Annotated in this window: 19 protein-coding genes; 14 read left to right on the forward strand and 5 right to left on the reverse strand. The window is 55.3% G+C overall.

Translation table 11 applies throughout. The annotated features are described in order from the left end of the window. Positions 1–5: 5 nt before the first annotated feature. From RLW41_RS03065 to RLW41_RS03095, 7 genes are all read left to right on the forward strand, one after another. Entirely contained in the window at positions 6–1,133 is a 1,128-nt protein-coding gene (locus RLW41_RS03065; RefSeq protein ID WP_414463442.1) for an ABC transporter permease, read from the forward strand. A gap of 286 nt (positions 1,134–1,419) precedes the next feature. Further along, entirely contained in the window at positions 1,420–2,406 is a 987-nt protein-coding gene (locus RLW41_RS03070; protein ID WP_414463443.1) for an ABC transporter substrate-binding protein, read from the forward strand. Further along, the gene (locus RLW41_RS03075) at positions 2,393–3,427 is read left to right on the forward strand and encodes an ABC transporter permease (protein ID WP_414463444.1); all 1,035 of its coding nucleotides are present in this window, start codon (positions 2,393–2,395) and stop codon (positions 3,425–3,427) included. The genes RLW41_RS03070 and RLW41_RS03075 overlap by 14 nt, the downstream gene beginning before the upstream one ends. Before the next feature lie 5 nt (positions 3,428–3,432). Next, positions 3,433–4,359, forward strand: a complete 927-nt coding sequence (locus RLW41_RS03080; protein WP_414463445.1) for an ABC transporter ATP-binding protein — start codon at positions 3,433–3,435, stop codon at positions 4,357–4,359. Between the two features lie 85 nt (positions 4,360–4,444). Then, positions 4,445–5,824 carry a type III glutamate--ammonia ligase gene (glnT, locus tag RLW41_RS03085; protein ID WP_414463446.1) on the forward strand — a complete coding sequence of 460 codons (1,380 nt, stop codon included), beginning with the start codon at positions 4,445–4,447 and terminating at the stop codon, positions 5,822–5,824. A gap of 91 nt (positions 5,825–5,915) precedes the next feature. Then, complete coding sequence (gene nikR / locus RLW41_RS03090) at positions 5,916–6,458, forward strand: nickel-responsive transcriptional regulator NikR (protein ID WP_414463447.1); 543 nt, start codon at positions 5,916–5,918, stop codon at positions 6,456–6,458. A 54-nt stretch (positions 6,459–6,512) separates the two neighbouring features. Continuing rightward, entirely contained in the window at positions 6,513–7,301 is a 789-nt protein-coding gene (locus RLW41_RS03095; RefSeq protein ID WP_414463448.1) for a creatininase family protein, read from the forward strand. A 21-nt stretch (positions 7,302–7,322) separates the two neighbouring features. Here RLW41_RS03095 and RLW41_RS03100 read toward each other — a convergent pair whose 3' ends face one another. Beyond that, a complete protein-coding gene (locus RLW41_RS03100; RefSeq protein WP_414463449.1) occupies positions 7,323–9,347 on the reverse strand; it encodes a protein-L-isoaspartate(D-aspartate) O-methyltransferase in 2,025 nt (674 codons plus the stop codon). Between the two features lie 94 nt (positions 9,348–9,441). Continuing rightward, positions 9,442–9,972 (reverse strand): Hsp20/alpha crystallin family protein, encoded by a 531-nt coding sequence (locus RLW41_RS03105; protein ID WP_414463450.1) that lies wholly within the window; start codon positions 9,970–9,972, stop codon positions 9,442–9,444. 200 nt (positions 9,973–10,172) lie between these two features. Between RLW41_RS03105 and RLW41_RS03110 the strand changes: the two genes are divergently transcribed. From RLW41_RS03110 to RLW41_RS03130, 5 genes are read left to right on the forward strand one after another with little or no spacing between them, the layout of a single operon-like run. Then, positions 10,173–10,493, forward strand: coding sequence for a hypothetical protein (locus tag RLW41_RS03110; protein WP_414463451.1), 321 nt, complete (start codon positions 10,173–10,175; stop codon positions 10,491–10,493). Between the two features lie 40 nt (positions 10,494–10,533). Further along, positions 10,534–11,184: a BON domain-containing protein gene (locus RLW41_RS03115; RefSeq protein ID WP_414463452.1), complete on the forward strand. Its 651-nt coding sequence runs from the start codon at positions 10,534–10,536 to the stop codon at positions 11,182–11,184. Between the two features lie 21 nt (positions 11,185–11,205). Further along, positions 11,206–11,625, forward strand: a complete 420-nt coding sequence (locus RLW41_RS03120; RefSeq protein WP_013948679.1) for a CBS domain-containing protein — start codon at positions 11,206–11,208, stop codon at positions 11,623–11,625. Positions 11,626–11,635: 10 nt separating this feature from the next. Then, entirely contained in the window at positions 11,636–12,277 is a 642-nt protein-coding gene (locus RLW41_RS03125; protein ID WP_414463453.1) for a dienelactone hydrolase family protein, read from the forward strand. Positions 12,278–12,286: 9 nt separating this feature from the next. Further along, positions 12,287–12,967, forward strand: coding sequence for a phosphoribosyltransferase (locus RLW41_RS03130; RefSeq protein ID WP_414463454.1), 681 nt, complete (start codon positions 12,287–12,289; stop codon positions 12,965–12,967). A 16-nt stretch (positions 12,968–12,983) separates the two neighbouring features. Here the strand turns inward: RLW41_RS03130 and RLW41_RS03135 are convergent, their stop codons facing one another. The 3 genes from RLW41_RS03135 to RLW41_RS03145 are packed head-to-tail and all read right to left on the reverse strand — an operon-like array spanning position 12,984 to position 14,344. Next, a complete protein-coding gene (locus tag RLW41_RS03135) occupies positions 12,984–13,313 on the reverse strand; it encodes an HPF/RaiA family ribosome-associated protein (RefSeq protein ID WP_414463455.1) in 330 nt (109 codons plus the stop codon). 47 nt (positions 13,314–13,360) lie between these two features. Next, entirely contained in the window at positions 13,361–13,876 is a 516-nt protein-coding gene (locus tag RLW41_RS03140; protein WP_414463456.1) for a BCAM0308 family protein, read from the reverse strand. Positions 13,877–13,894: 18 nt separating this feature from the next. Then, positions 13,895–14,344, reverse strand: a complete 450-nt coding sequence (locus RLW41_RS03145; protein WP_414464653.1) for a DUF3775 domain-containing protein — start codon at positions 14,342–14,344, stop codon at positions 13,895–13,897. Positions 14,345–14,506: 162 nt separating this feature from the next. Here RLW41_RS03145 and RLW41_RS03150 point away from each other — a divergent pair, with 162 nt between their 5' ends. Both RLW41_RS03150 and RLW41_RS03155 read left to right on the forward strand, forming a co-directional pair. Next, entirely contained in the window at positions 14,507–14,944 is a 438-nt protein-coding gene (locus tag RLW41_RS03150; protein ID WP_409560728.1) for a universal stress protein, read from the forward strand. Positions 14,945–15,011: 67 nt separating this feature from the next. Continuing rightward, positions 15,012–17,585 (forward strand): cation-translocating P-type ATPase, encoded by a 2,574-nt coding sequence (locus RLW41_RS03155; RefSeq protein WP_414463457.1) that lies wholly within the window; start codon positions 15,012–15,014, stop codon positions 17,583–17,585. Positions 17,586–17,631 lie beyond the last annotated feature (46 nt).

Here is a 17,631-nt window from a genome sequence, read left to right on the forward strand (position 1 = left end):
CGGCCATGCGTAAGCTTTCGAATATTTATTGGCTTGGAGTGAAAGAGTTACGCAGCTTCTTCCGCGATTGGGTCCTACTCGCGCTCGTCATATATTCGTTCTCTATCGCTGTAATGGCGCAGGCCCAGAGCAACTCACAAGAACTGCACAACGCTTCGATCGCCATTGTGGACGAGGATCATTCGGATCTCTCTTGGCGTATCGCGGGCGCTTTTCTGCCGCCCTATTTCAAAACGCCGCAATATGTTGAAGAGCGCGACGTCGACCGGCTTATGAACACAGGGCACTACACGTTCGTCATCGACATTCCGCCCCGATTCGAAAGCGACGTCCTTGGAGGGCGTAAGCCGGCCTTGCAGGTCAATGTGGACGCAACCGCGATGGTCCAGGCGGGCATCGGCTCGAGCTATGCGGAGCAGATCATTTCGACCGAGATCAATAAGTTTGTTTCCCGAATTGAGGATGTCCCCCCGCCCGCCGTCACGCTCTCGGTACGGATAGCCTTCAATCCTAATGTCACGACAGCTTGGTTCACTGCCGTAATGGGTATTATCAGTTCCGTGAATATGCTCGCGATCATCCTCGCGGGGGCGGCCGTCGTGCGCGAGCGTGAGCACGGAACGCTCGATCATCTTCTCGTCATGCCGCTGACGCCATTTGAAATTGCCATGTCCAAAGTGTGGGCGAACGCCGTGGTTATCACGATTGCAGTCGGGCTCTCGTTGTTTTTTGTCGTGCAGAGACTGCTGCACATTCCCATCGCAGGTTCCATACCGCTGTTTATGTGCGGCGTGATGATCTATTTGTTTTTCTCGACGGCGGTCGGGATCTTTCTTGCAACGATCGCACGTACGATGCCTCAACTCGGCCTGCTTTACATTCTCGTTGCTGTGCCGCTGAACTTGCTATCTGGCGCCAATACTCCGCTCGAAAGCATGCCTCCGTTCCTGCGCACCATCATGCAGGTATCACCGTCGACTCATTTTGTGGCGTTCGCACAGGCGATCCTTTATCGAGGCGCCGGTTTCGACGTGGTTTGGCCGAGATTTGTTGCTGTTGGCGCGATCGGTGGAATTTTCTTATTTTTGGCGCTTCTTCGGTTTCGTCGAGTTATGGCTATCGCAGGGCCTTAGTCTCCGCAGGTCTTCTTTTCAATTAATCCATTATAGGAAGATTGGAGCCGGAACGTCTGCCACGTTCGGTATCGGGTCCGTCGCATTCCAGCGTGATGTTAGGATGGATGCTGCGCAGTCTTTTGGCGTGTCGACCGTCGATTGGGCAAATCCAAGCGTAGATCGCCTCTCTTATACCCTCAAAACACCGATGCTATGCGCGCCGTCTCAATGGCACGCCGCTTGCTAATGATCAGTATTACGAAACATCATTTTCGTAATATCGCCTTTGCGCAGGAGGTTGAGAATGGCGCGTCGATTACGCATCCGTGAACTCGTAGTCTTGGCAGTTTCAATGTTCGCAGTATCTGCGGCAAACGCCTGGGCAGAACCTTTGAAAATTGGCTACAGCGATTGGCCTGGCTGGGTGGCGTGGCAGGTCGCAATTGACAAAGGATGGTTCAAAGAAGCCGGTGTCGACGTCGATTTCGAATGGTTCGACTACGTGCCATCGATGGACGCATTTTCTGCTGGGAAGCTCGACGGCGTGACGGTGACGAATGGCGATGCACTCGTCATGGGTGGATCGGGCACCAAGAACACGATGATCATGCTGACTGATTACTCCAACGGCAATGACATGATTGTTGGAGTTCCAGGAATTAAGTCGCTGAAGGACCTCAAGGGGAAAAAAGTCGGGATCGAAGTTGGCTTCGTCGAGCACTTACTGCTGCTGAACGGCCTTGAGAAAAACGGCATGACGGAATCGGATGTCACGCTCGTCAACACCAAGACAAATGAGACACCTCAAACCCTTGCTTCCGGCGAGGTTTCCGCGATTGGCGCATGGCAGCCGAACTCAGGGCAGGCGATGAAGCAAGTACCGGGATCGACGCCAATCTATACGTCGGCCGACGAACCCGGCCTGATCTACGACGTCATCACTGTCAACCCGACGAGTCTGGCGACGCGAAAAGCGGATTGGGAAAAGGTCATCAAGGTCTGGGATCGGGTTGTTAAATACATCAACGATCCCGCGACTGTCGATGATGCAGCGAAAATCATGGCCGCACGAGTTGGCCTGAAGCCAGCGGAATACAAACCTCTGATCGCCGGAACAAAACTGCTCGATGTGGCGGCCGCAAAAAAGGTCTTTGTGAAAGCCAAAGGCTTCGGATCGCTTTACGGCTCGTCCGAAATCGCTAACGACTTCAACACGAAATACGCTGTCTACAAGGACAAGCTCGACGTCGACAGCTTCATCGATCCGTCGCTCACCAATGCACAGCCCTAATGTCGGCGTCGTCGCCGCTCCTGCCGTTACGGCGGGGGCGGCGCCACAACAGCGTACGTCGAAGCGGCGCTGGTTTGTGGTCGGACGCCCCCTTTCCCCCACGTCGCGCGTCATGCTCGGCATCCTGTCATTCGTATTGCCAGTGCTCCTCTGGTGTGTCGTCAGTTATGTGCCGTTCGTTTGGCATCCACTGGTCGTCGTCACGCAACCCGGCGGTGTGAGTTATTTCAGGCCCGGCATGCGGGTTCAGCAAGACGCATTCGATCAGCAGGTTGCGGCTATGGAGAAAGCCGGTCTTGCGAAGCCTGAGGGCAATCCGGCAAATCCGGTTTATCTTCCGGCGCCGCATGAAGTCGCGATCGCGATGTTCACGGCGTTCTCGACACCTCCCCAGACGCGAGACGGTCAATGGCTGTACGAAAGCCTTTGGCACAGCATCACGATCATTTTCTGGGGATTTCTAATCTCATCTCTCATCGGTGTCCCGCTCGGAGTATTGTGCGGTGCCTATTCCGGCATCTCACGGCTGATCGAGCCGTTCACTGAGTTCGTTCGCTATCTTCCGGCACCCGCATTCGGAGCTCTGGCTGTTGCGATCCTGGGTATCTATGACGGCCCGAAGATCGCAATCATCGTTATCGGAACTTTATTCCAGCAGATTCTGATTATCGCGAATACGACTAGAAAACTCGACTTCGGATTGATCGAAGCTGCGCTGACACTCGGCGCTAAAGGCCGAGCAATCCTGACGCGCGTCGTCGTTCCCGGCATCATGCCGGACCTCTATCGCGACCAACGAATCCTGCTTGGGTGGGCGTGGACATATCTCATCGTCGCGGAATTGATCGGCACCTCTTCCGGCATAACCTGGTTCATCACGCAGCAGGCGCGATACCAGCATTTCGCCAACGTCTACGCCGCCATCATCATGATCGGCATCATCGGCCTCGGCGTCGACATGGTGCTCGCGCGGATCGGACGGCGTCTTTTCCCCTGGGACCAAGCAACGAAGCGGAGTTAGCGCTGATGCAGGACATGAGTTCGCTTCCGGTACTCGAGCAATCGCTGGCGGTGCACGATCGATTCCAGCGGCTCAAAGCGCGCGACATTATTCTGGAGGTGCGCAATCTCAGCAAAACGTTTTTCAGCAATGGCAAAACAACGACGGCGCTGAGCGACATCAATTTCACGACGTATCGTAGGGAATTTGTTTGCGTCGTGGGCGCATCCGGATGCGGAAAATCCACCCTTATCCGGATCATCGCCGGACTCGACCAGCAAACTTCGGGTGACGTACTGCTCGACAACAAACCTGTGATCGGTCCCGGCAGTGACCGTGGAATGGTTTTTCAGGGGTACACACTCTTTCCGTGGCTGACGGTGAAGAAAAACGTCATGTTCGGATTGGAGATGTCTTACGACGGCAAGCGGGATCCGGAGACTTCTGCTCTGCAGTGGCTCGATTTGATCGGCCTTTCGAAGTTCGCCAATCACTATCCGCACCAGCTTTCGGGCGGCATGAAACAACGCGTGGCGATTGCCCGATCGCTCGCAAATCAGCCCCGCATTCTATTAATGGACGAGCCTTTCGGTGCACTCGACGCGCAGACGCGCAGCCGTATGCAAAGGCACCTGATGGAGATCTGGCGCAAGATCGATATCACCATCGTCTTCGTCACCCACGATCTCTACGAAGCTATTCTCCTCGCAGACCGCATCCTGGTGCTGAAGCCGCACCCGGGTGAAGTTATCGAACTGATGGAAGTGCCAGTGCCACGTTCGCGCACGCCCGAAGATTTGGCGTCGCCCAGTTACGTCGGGGCGAAAGCCCGGTTGGAAATGCTAATTCATGGCAGCCAGCATGCTGCGACCGGCAGCGAGAGCGAAGCGGCATCCGACGAACCGTTTCCAACTTTCACGCGGCTGACGGACGTCTCAGACACCATTGACTAGAGACAACTCAAATTCGCGAAGCGGTTAGAGAAGCCAACCGCCGACGCGACCTGCATCAAACAATCACCAGTATGAGGAAAAAACGATGAATGAACATACCCCAGTCGGCGCGGCGTCAGCGCTTGACGAAACGTACCAGCGGCTGAAGGCTCAGGGCGTCAAATATTGTATCGGCGCTTATGTCGATATTCACGGCGTGCCGAAAGGCAAGGTCGTCCCGATCGAGCATTTGAAGCATATGGCGAAAGGTTCAGAACTCTACACGGGATATGCGCTTGATGGACTAGGTCAGGAGCCGAACGAAGATGAGTTTGCTTCGGTCCCTGATTTTAATGGCGTCATCCAACTTCCCTGGGAGCCAAAGCTCGCATGGGCGCCAGCGGATCTCACGTTCCACGGCAAGCCCTATCCGCTCAGCACACGCGTCGCACTGAAAAACCAGCTCGCAATAGCCGCAGACATGGGATTCGGCTTCAACCTCGGGATTGAATGCGAGATCTATCTGCTGAAGAAAAATGCGGATGGCAGCCTGTCGATCCCAGATCCCGACGACAAGCTCGCCAAGCCTTGCTACGATGTGCAAGGCTTCGTGAATGCCTTCGGTTGGCTCGATAAGGTTGCGTCGTGCATCAACGATCTCGGTTGGGATCTCTATTCGTTCGACCATGAGGATGCCAACGGTCAATTCGAATTTGATTTCACATATTCGGACGCCCTCACGACCTGCGATCGTCTCACCTTTTTCCGCTTTATGGCGAAGCACTACGCTAAAGAAGAAGGTCTCATCGCGACGATGATGCCGAAGCCCTTCGCAAACAGAACTGGATGCGGCGCCCATTTCAACATGTCGCTTTCCGATCTCGCGACCGGGACAAATGTTTTTTCCTGCAAGCCGGAGGATGATCCGCGAGGCCTTGGCTTGACTGAAACGGGCTATCACTTCATTGGCGGAATCCTGCGTCATGGACGCGCCCTGTGCGCGGCGTATGCGCCGACGGTCAATAGCTACAAGCGACTCGTCCGCCAAGGAGCGATGGGAACATTCTCGTGGGCGCCGGTCTTCAACTCTTACGGCTCAAACAACCGAACGAATTCATTGCGCGTCCCGATGAGCGGCGGCCGATGCGAGTCACGAAACGCCGACGGCGCGGTGAATCCTTACCTCGCGGCCACGCTTGCCTTGGCAGCCGGCCTCAAAGGCGTTCGCGAGAAGATGGATCCTGGCGAGCCGAACGAAGATAACCTCTACGCAATTTCGGAATCCGAGCGTTCAGCGCGCGGCATTCAGTTCCTCCCTCAGAACTTGCAAGACGCTGTTGCCGCATTCGCCAACGATCCCTTCGTGGAGGAAACGCTTGGCAAGGAACTTCGCGACGAGTTCGTGAAATACAAAACGGCCGAATGGGAAAGCTACCATCTGTCGATCAGCAGCTGGGAGACCGAGCGCTACAGCCATCTCTTCTGAGCATCGATCCTCCGGCATGATAAAGTGATTCCAACTCAATAATTTGCTGTCCGCATTTTTTCATGCGGAGGCGCCCATGCCGGAGGATCCGATGTCTGTAGAAACAACGAGTAACCTCGTCGCTAGGATGAGCGTGTCGTTGCCGGAGGAACAGCTGTGGGAGCTCGATGCCGTCGTTAAAGCGAAGGGTTACGCAAGCCGATCGCAGGCCATCAGCGATATGCTGCACAATTGGCTGGTTGAGCACAAACGTGAGTCCGGGACCGAAGTTATGGTCGGTACGATCACGCTTTTTTACGACAACACGGTTCGTGGCTTGCAGAAGAAGCTCGCTGATTTGCAATACGAAAACATTGCGGAGGTTATCAGCTCCCTTCACGTGCACTTGGCGGGAAATCAGACGCTTGAAGTTATTCTCGTGCAGGGGCCTGCCGTGAAGCTGCAGGAACTCACGGACGAGTTGAGTACGCTTCGCGGCGTTATCTTCGGCCGAATGCAATTGGCGGCTGCGATCATTCCGCAGCTCCATCCCCTTCCCGATGTGCCTCTTCATATCAAAAAGAGCATGAAAGCATCTGCCAGGGGCAACGACGAAAAGAAGCGTACGTCATTCAAGGTTCGGAAGCATCGCTAGGAGGATGGCACTCAATCGGGTGCCTAGCAAACACATGCTTACTCGGGAAACGTCATGAATTGGGCCGATAAGACCTGGACTGAAATACCGGCGGACTTAGCCGATAGCCACGGGATCGCAATTCTGCCGGTCGGAGCGACGGAACAACATGGTCCGCACCTCGGCACCGGAATGGATTTTATTCTCGGAGAAAAGCTCTGCCGGGTGGTCGGCGAGCGAACGCGCGTTCCGGTTCTGCCGACGCTTCCATACGGATGCTCTCTTGGGCATAGCCGGAGATGGCCCGGGACGATTGCGCTACAGCCCATCACATTGATCACCTTAGTCAAAGAAATTGGCGATTGGGCACACCACAGCGGAGTCCGCCGTCTCTTTATTGTCAACAGTCACGTTACGAATGCAGCGCCATTGCGCTGTGCTCTCGAAATGCTGCGAGCAGATCACGATGATCTGATGGTTGCGGTTATCAACACCGCGACAATCAGCGAACGAGTGCGTGACGCGCATTTTTCCGATGCACAGGATTGGCATGCCAATGCTGCCGAGACGGCTCTTATGCTTGCGATCGCGCCGGAAATCGTGCGTGCTGAACTTGTCCCAACGTCAGATGATCCGGATCGCACGGACAACCTCGTCTTTGCGCATCCCGTAAACAGAACGAGCGAAAACGGTGTCACTGGCAAACCGAGCCTGGCGACTGTAGAGGATGGACAAAAGCTTTTTAGCTGGATGGTGGATGACCTTTCTGAGATTGTTGAGAAAGGCAAGCGTGAAGCACCGCCGCTGGATCACTCCTATTTTCATCGTGCAGACCTTGTGAAGCCGACGTCGGCCAATAAGTGACGCTGCCGCGGACGATGTCCGCTAAAGCCCGAATGGGTACGTCTCGGGCATGCCTTCGAGTTCAATGCCCTTGATGGGTTTCACAGCGCTCGTCCGGTCGATCCAAATATACTCGTCAAACTGTCGGGGCAGCGTGGCTTCAAAGTAATGGCTCGCAAGTTCGCTATCGGGCCGGTAGATAACTCCAATGGCGCGCTCCAGCAGCGGCCTCATCAATTTCTCGCGCAGCGCACCGTTTTCCCTGAGCGAGAGCATCAATCCCGGCGCGTTGGTCAAATGGAAGAGACGTTCATAGCTCTGGGCGTGGGCCGGGCGCACATTCATGACTTGCATCGGCGCGTCCCAGTTCGATGCCGCCGCTACCGTGCCGTCATTCGTGCCAAACCCGATGCTGAAACAAACCACGCCAAAGGCGCGACGGCACAGCTGGCCGATATTGTACTCACCCCGCTGGCTCATCTCCGTCGCCGAGGCGTCACCGATATGCGAGTTATGCGCCCATATGACTGCCTTAGAGTGAGCACCATGATGGACCAATAGCTGATCGAGCGTCTCGAACATATGACTGTCGCGCAGGTTCCAGGATGCGCGCGAACCGTAGTACATCGTGCGATAGTAGCGTTCTGCGTTAGCTATTAGACGGGCATTCTGCGCCGCATCGAAATAGCGCTCGCCATCCTGCATCACATAGTCTTGTTGATTTCGCAGTACGTCAACGAGAACACGGGATACGTCTTTTTCGCATTTTCGGTATTCGCCCGTCAGCGCCGCCCTACCATAAGCAGCTGGATCCGCCTCCCACGGGCTAAGACAGCCATAGCGCTCACGCGCGATCACGGCGAGTTCGGGATCAACGCTGTCGAGATACTCCAAGACAACGCGAACGGAATTGTAGAGACTATAGAGATCAAGGCCATAGAAGGCCACACGCGTTTCGAAGGCTCGCTTCTCATTATTCTTGTGTAGCCAGTCGACGAAGCTTTTCGTCTCGGCGTTACGCCACATCCAAGTGGGAAAACGTGCAAATGCTGTCCAATCTGACGGCGGCACATCACGGTGACGAACATAGTGATCGATGCGGGCAGCATCCGGCCAGTCGGCCTCGACGGCAACGAATTTGAATTTCTTGTCTTCAATGAGACGCTGCGTTATCCGCGCACGCATGCGGTAAAATTCGGAAGTCCCGTGACTTGCCTCGCCGATGAGAACGACGCGCGCATCGCCGATGCGTTCGATGAGTGGGTTGAGGTCCGCGTCATGGAGATGTGTGAAAATCTCGCCTTCCTTGGCGATCATCGAGGGCACCGAAACGCTGACAGCCGGCCGTGCGCGGACCACCCGAGGCGGCTTCACGCGCCAATCATCCTCAGGGCTTTCCCATCCGTCTTTGCCGATCAGGGGCACGAAGCGCACATCGGCGATATCCTCGCGCTCAAATTCCTCTTCGGCTACGCGCGTAATTCTCACAAGCTCCTGCGAACGTGGGTTATCGCCAATAGGAGCGATCAGACAGCCTCCGATTTTAAGCTCGTGAAGAAGCGCCGCCGTGATATTTGGCACGCCCTCCGAGACGAGGATCGCATCGAACGGCGCATACTCAGGCCATCCCTGCGTACCATCACCATGACGCACGTGCACGCTATGTGTCCGCGCCCGCTGGAGATTATCCCGCGCTCTCGCGGCAAGCTCTCCGATACGCTCGATCGTATAAACCTCGCCGGCGATATGGGCCAGAACGGCGGTTGCATAGCCCGATCCCGTGCCAATCTCGAGGACGCGCTCGCCGCCGCGAAGTCGAAGGGCTTCGATCATGAACCCGACGATATAAGGCTGCGAAATTGTCTGGCCGCATCCAATCGGGAGCGGAGTATCATCGTAAGCCTTTTCCGCAAGTTCGCGCGGAACGAAGAGCTCGCGGGGCACATGCCTCATGGCTTCAAGCACGAGAGCGTCACGGACGCCACGGCTTTCTATCTGGCTTGCAACAAACTGATGCCGCTCTTCCGCGGAAGATTCCGATTTCCTCTGCAACAACGCTTTAGGCATGGATGAAACTCCATGAATATACCCTAAGCCCATCCGAAATTTGGATTTCACACTCCCCGCCGGGATGCGCACCCCGGCGGGAGGTGGCGCTGCTTTATGCGGCTTTGACCGCGATCTTTTTCTCGGCTGTCTTGGCCTCGCTCGTCTTTGGCAGCGTTACGGTCAGGACGCCCTTCTTAAAGTTTGCCTCAATCTTTCCGGTATCGACACCTTCCGGAACGCTGAAGCGGCGCTCGAACGAACCATACCGACGCTCGGAGAGAAAATAATCCTTCTTCTTCTCCTCTTTCTCTTCCTTCTTCTCCCCTTTGATGGTCAGCATTCCATTGGCGAACTTTACATCGATATTGTTCTCATCAAGGCCCGGAAGCTCAGCGGTGATCTCGTAAGCTGTGTCTTTATCGACGATGTCGACAGGCGGCGTAGACACAAAGCTCAGTTCCCGTCGCAATAATGGCTCAATACCGAGGCGTGAGCCGCGGAACGGCGATCGCAAGAAACCTCGGTCAAACTCGTCTACAAGATCCTCGAACTGATGGCGAATATTTTCGAGCGGCCACCACTCACGGCCCGATGTAGATTCTCTCTGAGATTTTACCGGAAGTTTTACTGCAGGTTCTGCCATGGCACAAAACTCCTTGTTGATCGATACTCAACGATCATCTTTAGGCAGATCAAACGCAGGTGCCGCGTTGATGAGCGTCAAAAGATGACGATCTAAATTGAACTTCGCTCATTCGAGCATTCCGCGACAACATTGAGATGCATCAATGAGAGGCGCGGAATAGCAGCAAAAATCGCACTGACAATTCGGAGGTGCGCAGTATGCTTCACGAAATGTTTGATCCAAAAGCGCCCGGACCTGGCTTGGCAGCGTTGATGCCCAATTGGTCTGGATATCAAGCGCTCGCTGTCTCCCTTCGTCTTAATGAAGAGATCGCGCGCAATTGGATGGAATTTTTGCAGAAACGTTACTTGAAGGACGTGGATGCGCTGCAGCGCACCATAGCGATCAAGTCGCCAAACGAATTGACGTCGTTCGCCATCGCATTCTGGCAAGACGCAGCGAAGGATTATTTCTCAGAACTGAGTGCGCTGCAAAAAATTTTATTGTCGGGAGGATCTCTGCGCGCACCGACAGCCTAGCGAAGTTTTTTTGAGCTTTATCGTCAGAGGATTTTTGGCCATGAACGATATGCAGCTTCGTCAGTTGGTCATAGACGAACTGGAATTCGAACCGAGCATCAACTCGATAAATATTGGCGTTTCGGCGAGCGGAGGCGTCGTCACGCTCCACGGACACGTTCGCAGCTACGCGGAAAAAGTCGCCGCGCTTCAGGCTGCACGTCGGGTGAAAGGCGTTCGTGCCATCGCCCAGGAAATCGATGTTTGCTATCCGGCGGAAATCAAGACGTCGGATGAGGAAATTGCAAAGCGCGTACTAAGCGTCTTGAAATGGCATGCCATGATACCCGACGAACACGTCCGAGTGACGGTGCAGAAAGGTTGGGTCAATCTGAGCGGCGAACTCGATTGGCAATACCAAAAGAAGATCGCTGAAGACGAGGTCAGAAAGCTGATGGGCGTGATCGGCGTAACAAATTCCATAGTGGTGAAATCGCCCGTTGAGGCCCCGGATATCAAAAAGAAAATCGAGGCCGCACTGGCTCGCAACGCCCATGTCGAGGCTGAAGGAATCCGCGTCGCCGTTTTAGACAATCGAGTTTGTCTCGAAGGCCATGTCAACAGCTGGGAAGATCACGACATCATCGAGAATGCCGCTTGGTCCGTTCCCGGCGTGCAAGGGGTCGATGATCGTCTCACCGTTGCTTCGTAAAATGGGAAGGGAGTAAGTCCCATGAAAGTCAAAGATGTCATGCATAAAGGTGCCAAATGGGTTGCCCCCGATACACTTGTTTCGGAGGTCGCCAGAATGATGAAAGACCTCGATATCGGAGCTGTTCCGATCGGGAAAGATGATCGTCTCATCGGCATGGTGACCGATCGCGATATTACGTGCAGAGGGTTTGCCGACTCCGCCAATCCTTCCGCCCTGACCGCAGAGAAGGTCATGACAAAGGGCATCATCTATTGCAAGGCCGACGAAGATATCGAGGATGCCATCCGTTTGATGGAATCGAAGAAGATCCGACGACTTCCGGTCATTGACGATAAAAAAAGAATGGTGGGCATGCTTAGCCTCGGAGACGTCTCGCACGCGGTCGTCCGTAATCTCTCTGGCGAGGTGATCAGCGCCGTATCTGCACACCACGCTTAAGGAGGCGTCAGTGGCGGTCGATGTTCTGGAAGAAGAGGATGTGACGATTGGGTTGCCGGCGCTTCAGGGCAGCCTTGTCATTCCGAGCGGCGCACGCGGGATTGTTATATTTGCACACGGCAGCGGTTCAAGCCGCCTTAGCCCTCGTAACCGCTATGTCGCCGACGTCCTCAATGAAAATAGATACGCCACCCTCCTCTTCGATCTCTTGACCGAGGCCGAAGCTTCCGACCGCCGTAATGTGTTCGATATCTCGCTCCTGGCGCGTCGCGTGCAGATGGCGGTGAACTGGACGCTCGAGGAGCCTAAGACAGCCGACCTTACCCTCGGTCTCTTTGGCGCAAGCACCGGCGCTGCCGCGGCATTGGTCGCAGCGGCTGCACTCGGTCCGGCTATTTCGGCAGTGGTATCGCGCGGCGGCCGTCCCGATTTAGCAAAAGAGGCATTGGGAGGCGTCACCGCTCCCACGCTCCTGATCGTTGGCGGCGACGACATTGGCGTGATCGAACTCAACGAATTTGCCGCTCGGCACATGACTTGTACCCGAAAGCTGCAGATCGTCCCAGGAGCAGGGCATCTTTTCGAGGAGCCGGGCACTTTGGATCGTGTTATTGCACTCTCAATCAGCTGGTATGATCAATATTTGACGTGAGGATATCAGATGAGTTTCTGGCTGCCTTTTAGAAGCCGAGAAGAGGCGGGACGCGCCCTTGCATCTGTGCTTTCCAAGCAAAAGTTCGAAAATCCGATCATTCTAGCCATGCCGCGTGGCGGTGTGCCGGTCGCCATCGAGATCGCCAAACAGCTGAAGGCACCGCTCGATTTTGTTTTCGTGCGCCGCATCGGCGTTCCGGGGCACAAAGAGGTCGCCATGGCGGCGGTCGTCGATGGTGCAGCGCCGGAGCTTGTTCTCAACGAAGAGATCAGCGCACAAATCGAAATCCCGCAAGCCTATATCGATCGCGAGATGAAAGCTGAGCTTCATGAGATCGAGCGCCGAAGACGGGAATATGCCAGCACGGCGGCTGGACCCGCTATCACGGGACGAACCGCTATCATTGTCGATGATGGCATCGCGACCGGCACCAGCATGCGGGCCGCAATAAACGCACTCCGCAGAAAGAAGCCAAAGGAACTTATTGTAGCCGTTCCCGTCGCGCCTCTGGAAACTGTCAACTCGCTTCGTTCCGATGTCGATGCGGTGATCTGCTTACAAACTCCGGAGCCGTTTTACGCTGTCGGTATGCACTATAAGGACTTCCATCAGATCGACGATGATGAGATTGCGAAAGCACTGCACGAATTCCGAAAAGGCGCAAATCTTGCGCAACACACGGCCTGACCTTCTTGTTTCTGTCCTAGGCCTGCCGCTTGCGAGTCAGATCCTGAAGCTGACGACGCGCTGCCGCGAAGGCATCTGAAATTGTGACGTTGATATCCTCGTGGCGACCCGTCACGCTCGGCTCACGGCTCACAGCAATATCGTTGGCGCCTGGAACCGTAATGAGTAGCCGGATGCTATAGCAATCTCCATGCCGGTGGCGATGTTGCGGTCGCCCTATAACGATCCGCGCCGATGTAATCCGATCGTAGAACTGCTCGAGTTTCTTTGCCTCGTCGCGAACCCGGATCGCGATGTAATCAACTGGCTTTATGTGCTCAAACGAGATTTGAAGAGGGATCTGCATGGAAACACTCCCGCTATGTCGAAAATTGCTGCGAATTTGAATGGCTCTTACTCGTCGCGACGCCAGTGAGCCCTCACGAAATAATCCCCTTCGCTGTAGTCAATATCAAATTGGCCCTTGTAGGCGTGCTCGAGCGCATGCCCGAGACGGCGCGGCAGATGAATATCTGTGGTGGTTATGATCGCCGAGCCGTTTGCATAGGCGATCTCGATAATCCTCGACAACGGGTGCTCAGCGTTTTGATCGGCTTGCGTGTTTGTAATTAACTCGAAAATCTCGTCTTTGTGGTTTTGGAAAAACTTGCCAGACAGCGTGACTTCACCTGCAGGATATTTATCGTTCTCCCGCAGACACGCAGGGCACAATTGCATCGCAGCGTCAGTCGGCGCGCTTTCCAGCCACTGCCAACGACCTTCGAGGAATACGGCTCCGCACTGATTGCAGACTGTCGGCTCTTGCAGCTTCCCTCGCGCCTTGTAAGGATCATGCCGATGCGGCTCGATAAGATGCGATTTCATAAGATCATGGCGCGGTTCTGTGCGATGTAAATCTCGTGTTTTCATCGTCGTCGCCTTTCACAATTAAAGGTGGTCCAGCTCAAATTTCTCGCAGGAACGACCGAGAAGCGCGAAGCCGTCTTCCAAGAAGTCGCCAAGCAATGGAATACCAAGCAAATAGCGCGCTGTGTTTTTGTTGTGCGCCCGGGTCGCCTCTTTGCGCACCTCGGCCCAATCCGCGGCCGAATAGTCTTCGCGGCCAAGCCAAACAAGCGCAACGAGATCAATCTGCTCGTCTTCATTCATGTCGTTGATTACCGATGTTAGTTCTTCAACGACGGGATCGTCCGCATGATCTTCGAGAACAGATGTCATCTTGTCGTCGGACGCGTTCGAGCCGGGATCTGGATCACTGACGGCGTCTTTCGCGTCGAACTCCCGCGCCTTCGCAATAATAAAGCAAACCTTTTCGGGAGAAATTTGAAGCTCAGGCAGTGCAGGCGCTTCATCAATAATTCTAGTAGTCTTCGCCATTTTCGGATTCCTCCAAATGATGCAAAAATGGCTATGTTTCCTGAACCGACCTTGATCGCCGTCAAGCACATCCGGACGCTCAAACTGCTTTGAGATTGACGTTCATCAAGGAAAACAGTGCGCTAGCGAAGATCATCCGCAAACATCTTTTCGGAAAGCGATATGTACAAACATTTACTCATCGCGACAGACGGATCAGAGCTTGCTCAACGTGCGGTCGCACAGGGCTGCGAGTTGGCGAAAGCGCTCGGGTCGAAAGCAACGATTGTAACAGTCACCGAACCGTGGAGGATGGTCGCCCCGGCCGAAGTCGCGGTGGTGTATCCGATCGAAGATTATGAAAAAGCGGCGGCTTCAAATGCGAGTAAAATTCTCGCCGATGCTGCTTCTGCAGCCGCCAAAGTCGGAATAACCTGCGAGACCGTGCACATCAAAGACGAATTTCCGGCTGAGGGCATCGTCCAGGCGGCTCAAGCGCGGGCCTGTGATCTGATTGTTATGGCATCTCACGGACATCGCGGCCTGATGGAATTTGTACTTGGCAGTCAGGCCCACCGCGTCGTCACGACCTGTGCTGTCTCTGTGTTGATCTGCCGATGAGCGATTTCCTTCACTTATCCGACAATGCAACGGCGACGCTTGCGGCCAGAAGTTATAGTCATTTTTTATGATGGCCCTTGACGCGGACAACGTGGAGCGGAGTTCCCGGTTTGAAGCCGGCCTCACCATGGACGACGCGCGGAAGCGGCTCGCCACTGAGGGGCCAAACGAGCTTGAACGTAAGAGCAGCCGCTCTGCATTCGCGATTGCGTTGGAGGTGCTGCGCGAGCCGATGTTTCTGTTCCTCGTCTGCGCTGGCGGGATCTATGTCATCCTTGGCGAAACGAGTGAAGCAATTGTCCTCTGTCTTTTTGCGACAACTTCCGTCGCCATCGCAATTGTCCAAGAGTTTCGCAGTGAACGTGTGCTGGACGCCCTAAAAGAGCTCTCGAGCCCCCGTGCTCTCGTCATTCGGGATGGAGAGCGTCGCCGCATCGCTGGCAGAGATGTTGTCCGCGGCGATATTTTGATCATCAGCGAAGGTGATCGGATTGCTGCCGATGGACTTTTGATTGAAGGTGACTTGTCGGCCGATGAGTCACTTTTGACAGGGGAATCCGTGGCCGTCCGCAAGGTTCCTGTCGATAGGGATGCCTCGGTTCCGATAGACCGAAAACCCGGTGGCGATGATACGCCTTACTTGTTTTCCGGCACGCTCGCCGTTCGGGGACAAGGCAAAGCCGAAGTTGTCGCAACCGGAGGCCGAAGCGAGATCGGAAAAATCGGTGCCTCACTCGCCCGAATTGAACCGGAACCGCCCCGGCTCAAGGCCGAGATCAATAGTCTCGTGCGGATGTTCTCGATTATCGGTGTGGCGGTCTGCTCTCTCGCTTTCCTATTGCAATGGGCATCGGGGCATTCCGTGCTCCCCGCCCTCCTTGCAGGCATCTCGCTTGGCATGGCGATGCTGCCCGAAGAATTCCCGCTCGTCCTCACCGTCTTTACGGTCATGGGTGCTTGGCGTCTTTCGCGCGCCCAGGTTTTAACGCGACGTGCGGCCGCGATAGAGGCACTCGGCGAAGCCACCGTCCTCTGCACCGATAAAACAGGGACGTTGACAGAGAACCGTATGTCGATTGCTGAACTGCGCTTGCAGACAGGCGAGACATTTGGCGCGAGCCAGCCAGAGGCGTCGGGTTCGTTGCCCACTCAGTTCCATCGCCTCATCCGCGCCGGAGCGCTGGCTTCGCAACCGACGCCTGTCGACGCCATGGATGTCGCTATCGTCGATTTTGCCGAGGCGCGTTCTTGCGGCACAGAATCGCGAAATCGGGACGTCTTGGAGCGCACCTATGGCATGACACGGAAGCGCCTGGCCGTGGTAAATGCTTGGCGGGCGAATTCTACGAGCGAATTTAAAATAGCGGCCAAAGGCGCGCCCGAGACGATAGCCAACCTGTGCGGGTTATCGGCCGCCGAGTATGCCGGGGTCTCCACGATGACGGATACGATGGCGCGCGAGGGGCTGCGCGTGTTAGCCATTGCCGAAGCGACGTTTTCTGAAAGAGATCTGCCGCTCGAGCCGAACGCTTTCAATTTTCAATTTGTGGGACTCATCGGCTTCGCTGATCCGATCAGGGCAGATATTGCCAATGCAGTCAGGGAGTGCAGGGCCGCTGGCGTTCGCGTCGTCATGATCACCGGCGACTATCCGACGACTGCCCTTGCAATCGCCCGTAAAGCCGGTATCGACGCAAGCCGTGTGGTCTCGGGCCCCGAAATCGAGAGCATGGCTGCGGCGGCTCTCGGCCGCAACATCAGGGAATGTTCCATCTTCGCGCGAATTACGCCGGCCGACAAGTTGCGCATCGTTCAGGCGCTTCAGTCGAACGGCGAGATTACTGCGATGATTGGTGATGGTGTAAACGATGCTCCATCTCTGAAGGCAGCCCACATCGGTGTGGCTATGGGCGGTCGCGGAACTGACGTGGCCCGTGAAGCGGCTGCACTCGTCCTCCTGAATGACAACTTCAGCTCGGTCGTCACTGCTATTCGGCTAGGCCGTCGAATATTTGACAATCTTCGCAAGGCAACGGGCTTCATCGCAGCTATTCACGTGCAGATTGCAGGAGTCGCTTTGTTTCCAATCATCGCTGGACTGCCACCGATCCTTGGCCCCTTACATATTGCCTTCCTCGAGCTCATCATCGATCCAGTCTGCTCGATCGCCTTCGAAAACGAGCCGGAAGAATCCGATGTCATGAGCCGCCCGCCTCGATCGACAAAGGCTCCCCTGCTCTCATTGGCGCGGCTCCTATGGTGTTTGCTGCAGGGTGCAATAGCGTTTGCTCTCATTGCCTGCCTCTATGTTACGTCTTTGCGGTATGGTCTTCCCGCCGACCAGGCTCGTTCCCTCTCCTTCGGAGCAATGATCGCATCCTCGGTTGCATTGGTTATTATCAATCGCAGCTTTGACAATGTGCTCTTCGGATCTCTCGTCCGACCCAACCCCATGCTCTGGGCAGTCTTCACACTCGCTACGGCAATCTTTGCGACAACTCTTTACTGGACACCTGCACGCGCCCTTTTCGACTTTGGCGCTTTTCACGCTCATGACGCGCTCATATCAGTCAGCGTGGGCGTTGTACTGCTGATAATCCTGGAGCTGCTGAAAGGCATATTTGATCGCCCCATCCGTTGATGGGAGGGGAGACGTGAGTGAGCAGTCTTTATAAGGCTTGCACATT

Source organism: Hyphomicrobium sp. DY-1 (genome assembly GCF_047497105.1).
Lineage (GTDB): Bacteria > Pseudomonadota > Alphaproteobacteria > Rhizobiales > Hyphomicrobiaceae > Hyphomicrobium_B.

Excerpts from the sequence above, each read along its gene's own strand:
- RLW41_RS03075 (WP_414463444.1), top strand. The coding sequence starts at position 2,393 with ATGCACAGCCCTAATGTCGGCGTCGTCGCCGCTCCTGCCGTTACGGCG.
- glnT (WP_414463446.1), top strand. The coding sequence starts at position 4,445 with ATGAATGAACATACCCCAGTCGGCGCGGCGTCAGCGCTTGACGAAACG.
- RLW41_RS03150 (WP_409560728.1), top strand. The coding sequence starts at position 14,507 with ATGTACAAACATTTACTCATCGCGACAGACGGATCAGAGCTTGCTCAA.
- RLW41_RS03155 (WP_414463457.1), top strand. The coding sequence starts at position 15,012 with ATGATGGCCCTTGACGCGGACAACGTGGAGCGGAGTTCCCGGTTTGAA.
- RLW41_RS03145 (WP_414464653.1), bottom strand. The coding sequence starts at position 14,344 with ATGGCGAAGACTACTAGAATTATTGATGAAGCGCCTGCACTGCCTGAG.
- RLW41_RS03080 (WP_414463445.1), top strand. The coding sequence starts at position 3,433 with ATGCAGGACATGAGTTCGCTTCCGGTACTCGAGCAATCGCTGGCGGTG.
- RLW41_RS03110 (WP_414463451.1), top strand. The coding sequence starts at position 10,173 with ATGCTTCACGAAATGTTTGATCCAAAAGCGCCCGGACCTGGCTTGGCA.
- RLW41_RS03065 (WP_414463442.1), top strand. The coding sequence starts at position 6 with ATGCGTAAGCTTTCGAATATTTATTGGCTTGGAGTGAAAGAGTTACGC.
- RLW41_RS03105 (WP_414463450.1), bottom strand. The coding sequence starts at position 9,972 with ATGGCAGAACCTGCAGTAAAACTTCCGGTAAAATCTCAGAGAGAATCT.
- RLW41_RS03130 (WP_414463454.1), top strand. The coding sequence starts at position 12,287 with ATGAGTTTCTGGCTGCCTTTTAGAAGCCGAGAAGAGGCGGGACGCGCC.
- RLW41_RS03135 (WP_414463455.1), bottom strand. The coding sequence starts at position 13,313 with ATGCAGATCCCTCTTCAAATCTCGTTTGAGCACATAAAGCCAGTTGAT.
- nikR (WP_414463447.1), top strand. The coding sequence starts at position 5,916 with ATGTCTGTAGAAACAACGAGTAACCTCGTCGCTAGGATGAGCGTGTCG.
- RLW41_RS03120 (WP_013948679.1), top strand. The coding sequence starts at position 11,206 with ATGAAAGTCAAAGATGTCATGCATAAAGGTGCCAAATGGGTTGCCCCC.
- RLW41_RS03115 (WP_414463452.1), top strand. The coding sequence starts at position 10,534 with ATGAACGATATGCAGCTTCGTCAGTTGGTCATAGACGAACTGGAATTC.
- RLW41_RS03095 (WP_414463448.1), top strand. The coding sequence starts at position 6,513 with ATGAATTGGGCCGATAAGACCTGGACTGAAATACCGGCGGACTTAGCC.
- RLW41_RS03100 (WP_414463449.1), bottom strand. The coding sequence starts at position 9,347 with ATGCCTAAAGCGTTGTTGCAGAGGAAATCGGAATCTTCCGCGGAAGAG.
- RLW41_RS03140 (WP_414463456.1), bottom strand. The coding sequence starts at position 13,876 with ATGAAAACACGAGATTTACATCGCACAGAACCGCGCCATGATCTTATG.
- RLW41_RS03070 (WP_414463443.1), top strand. The coding sequence starts at position 1,420 with ATGGCGCGTCGATTACGCATCCGTGAACTCGTAGTCTTGGCAGTTTCA.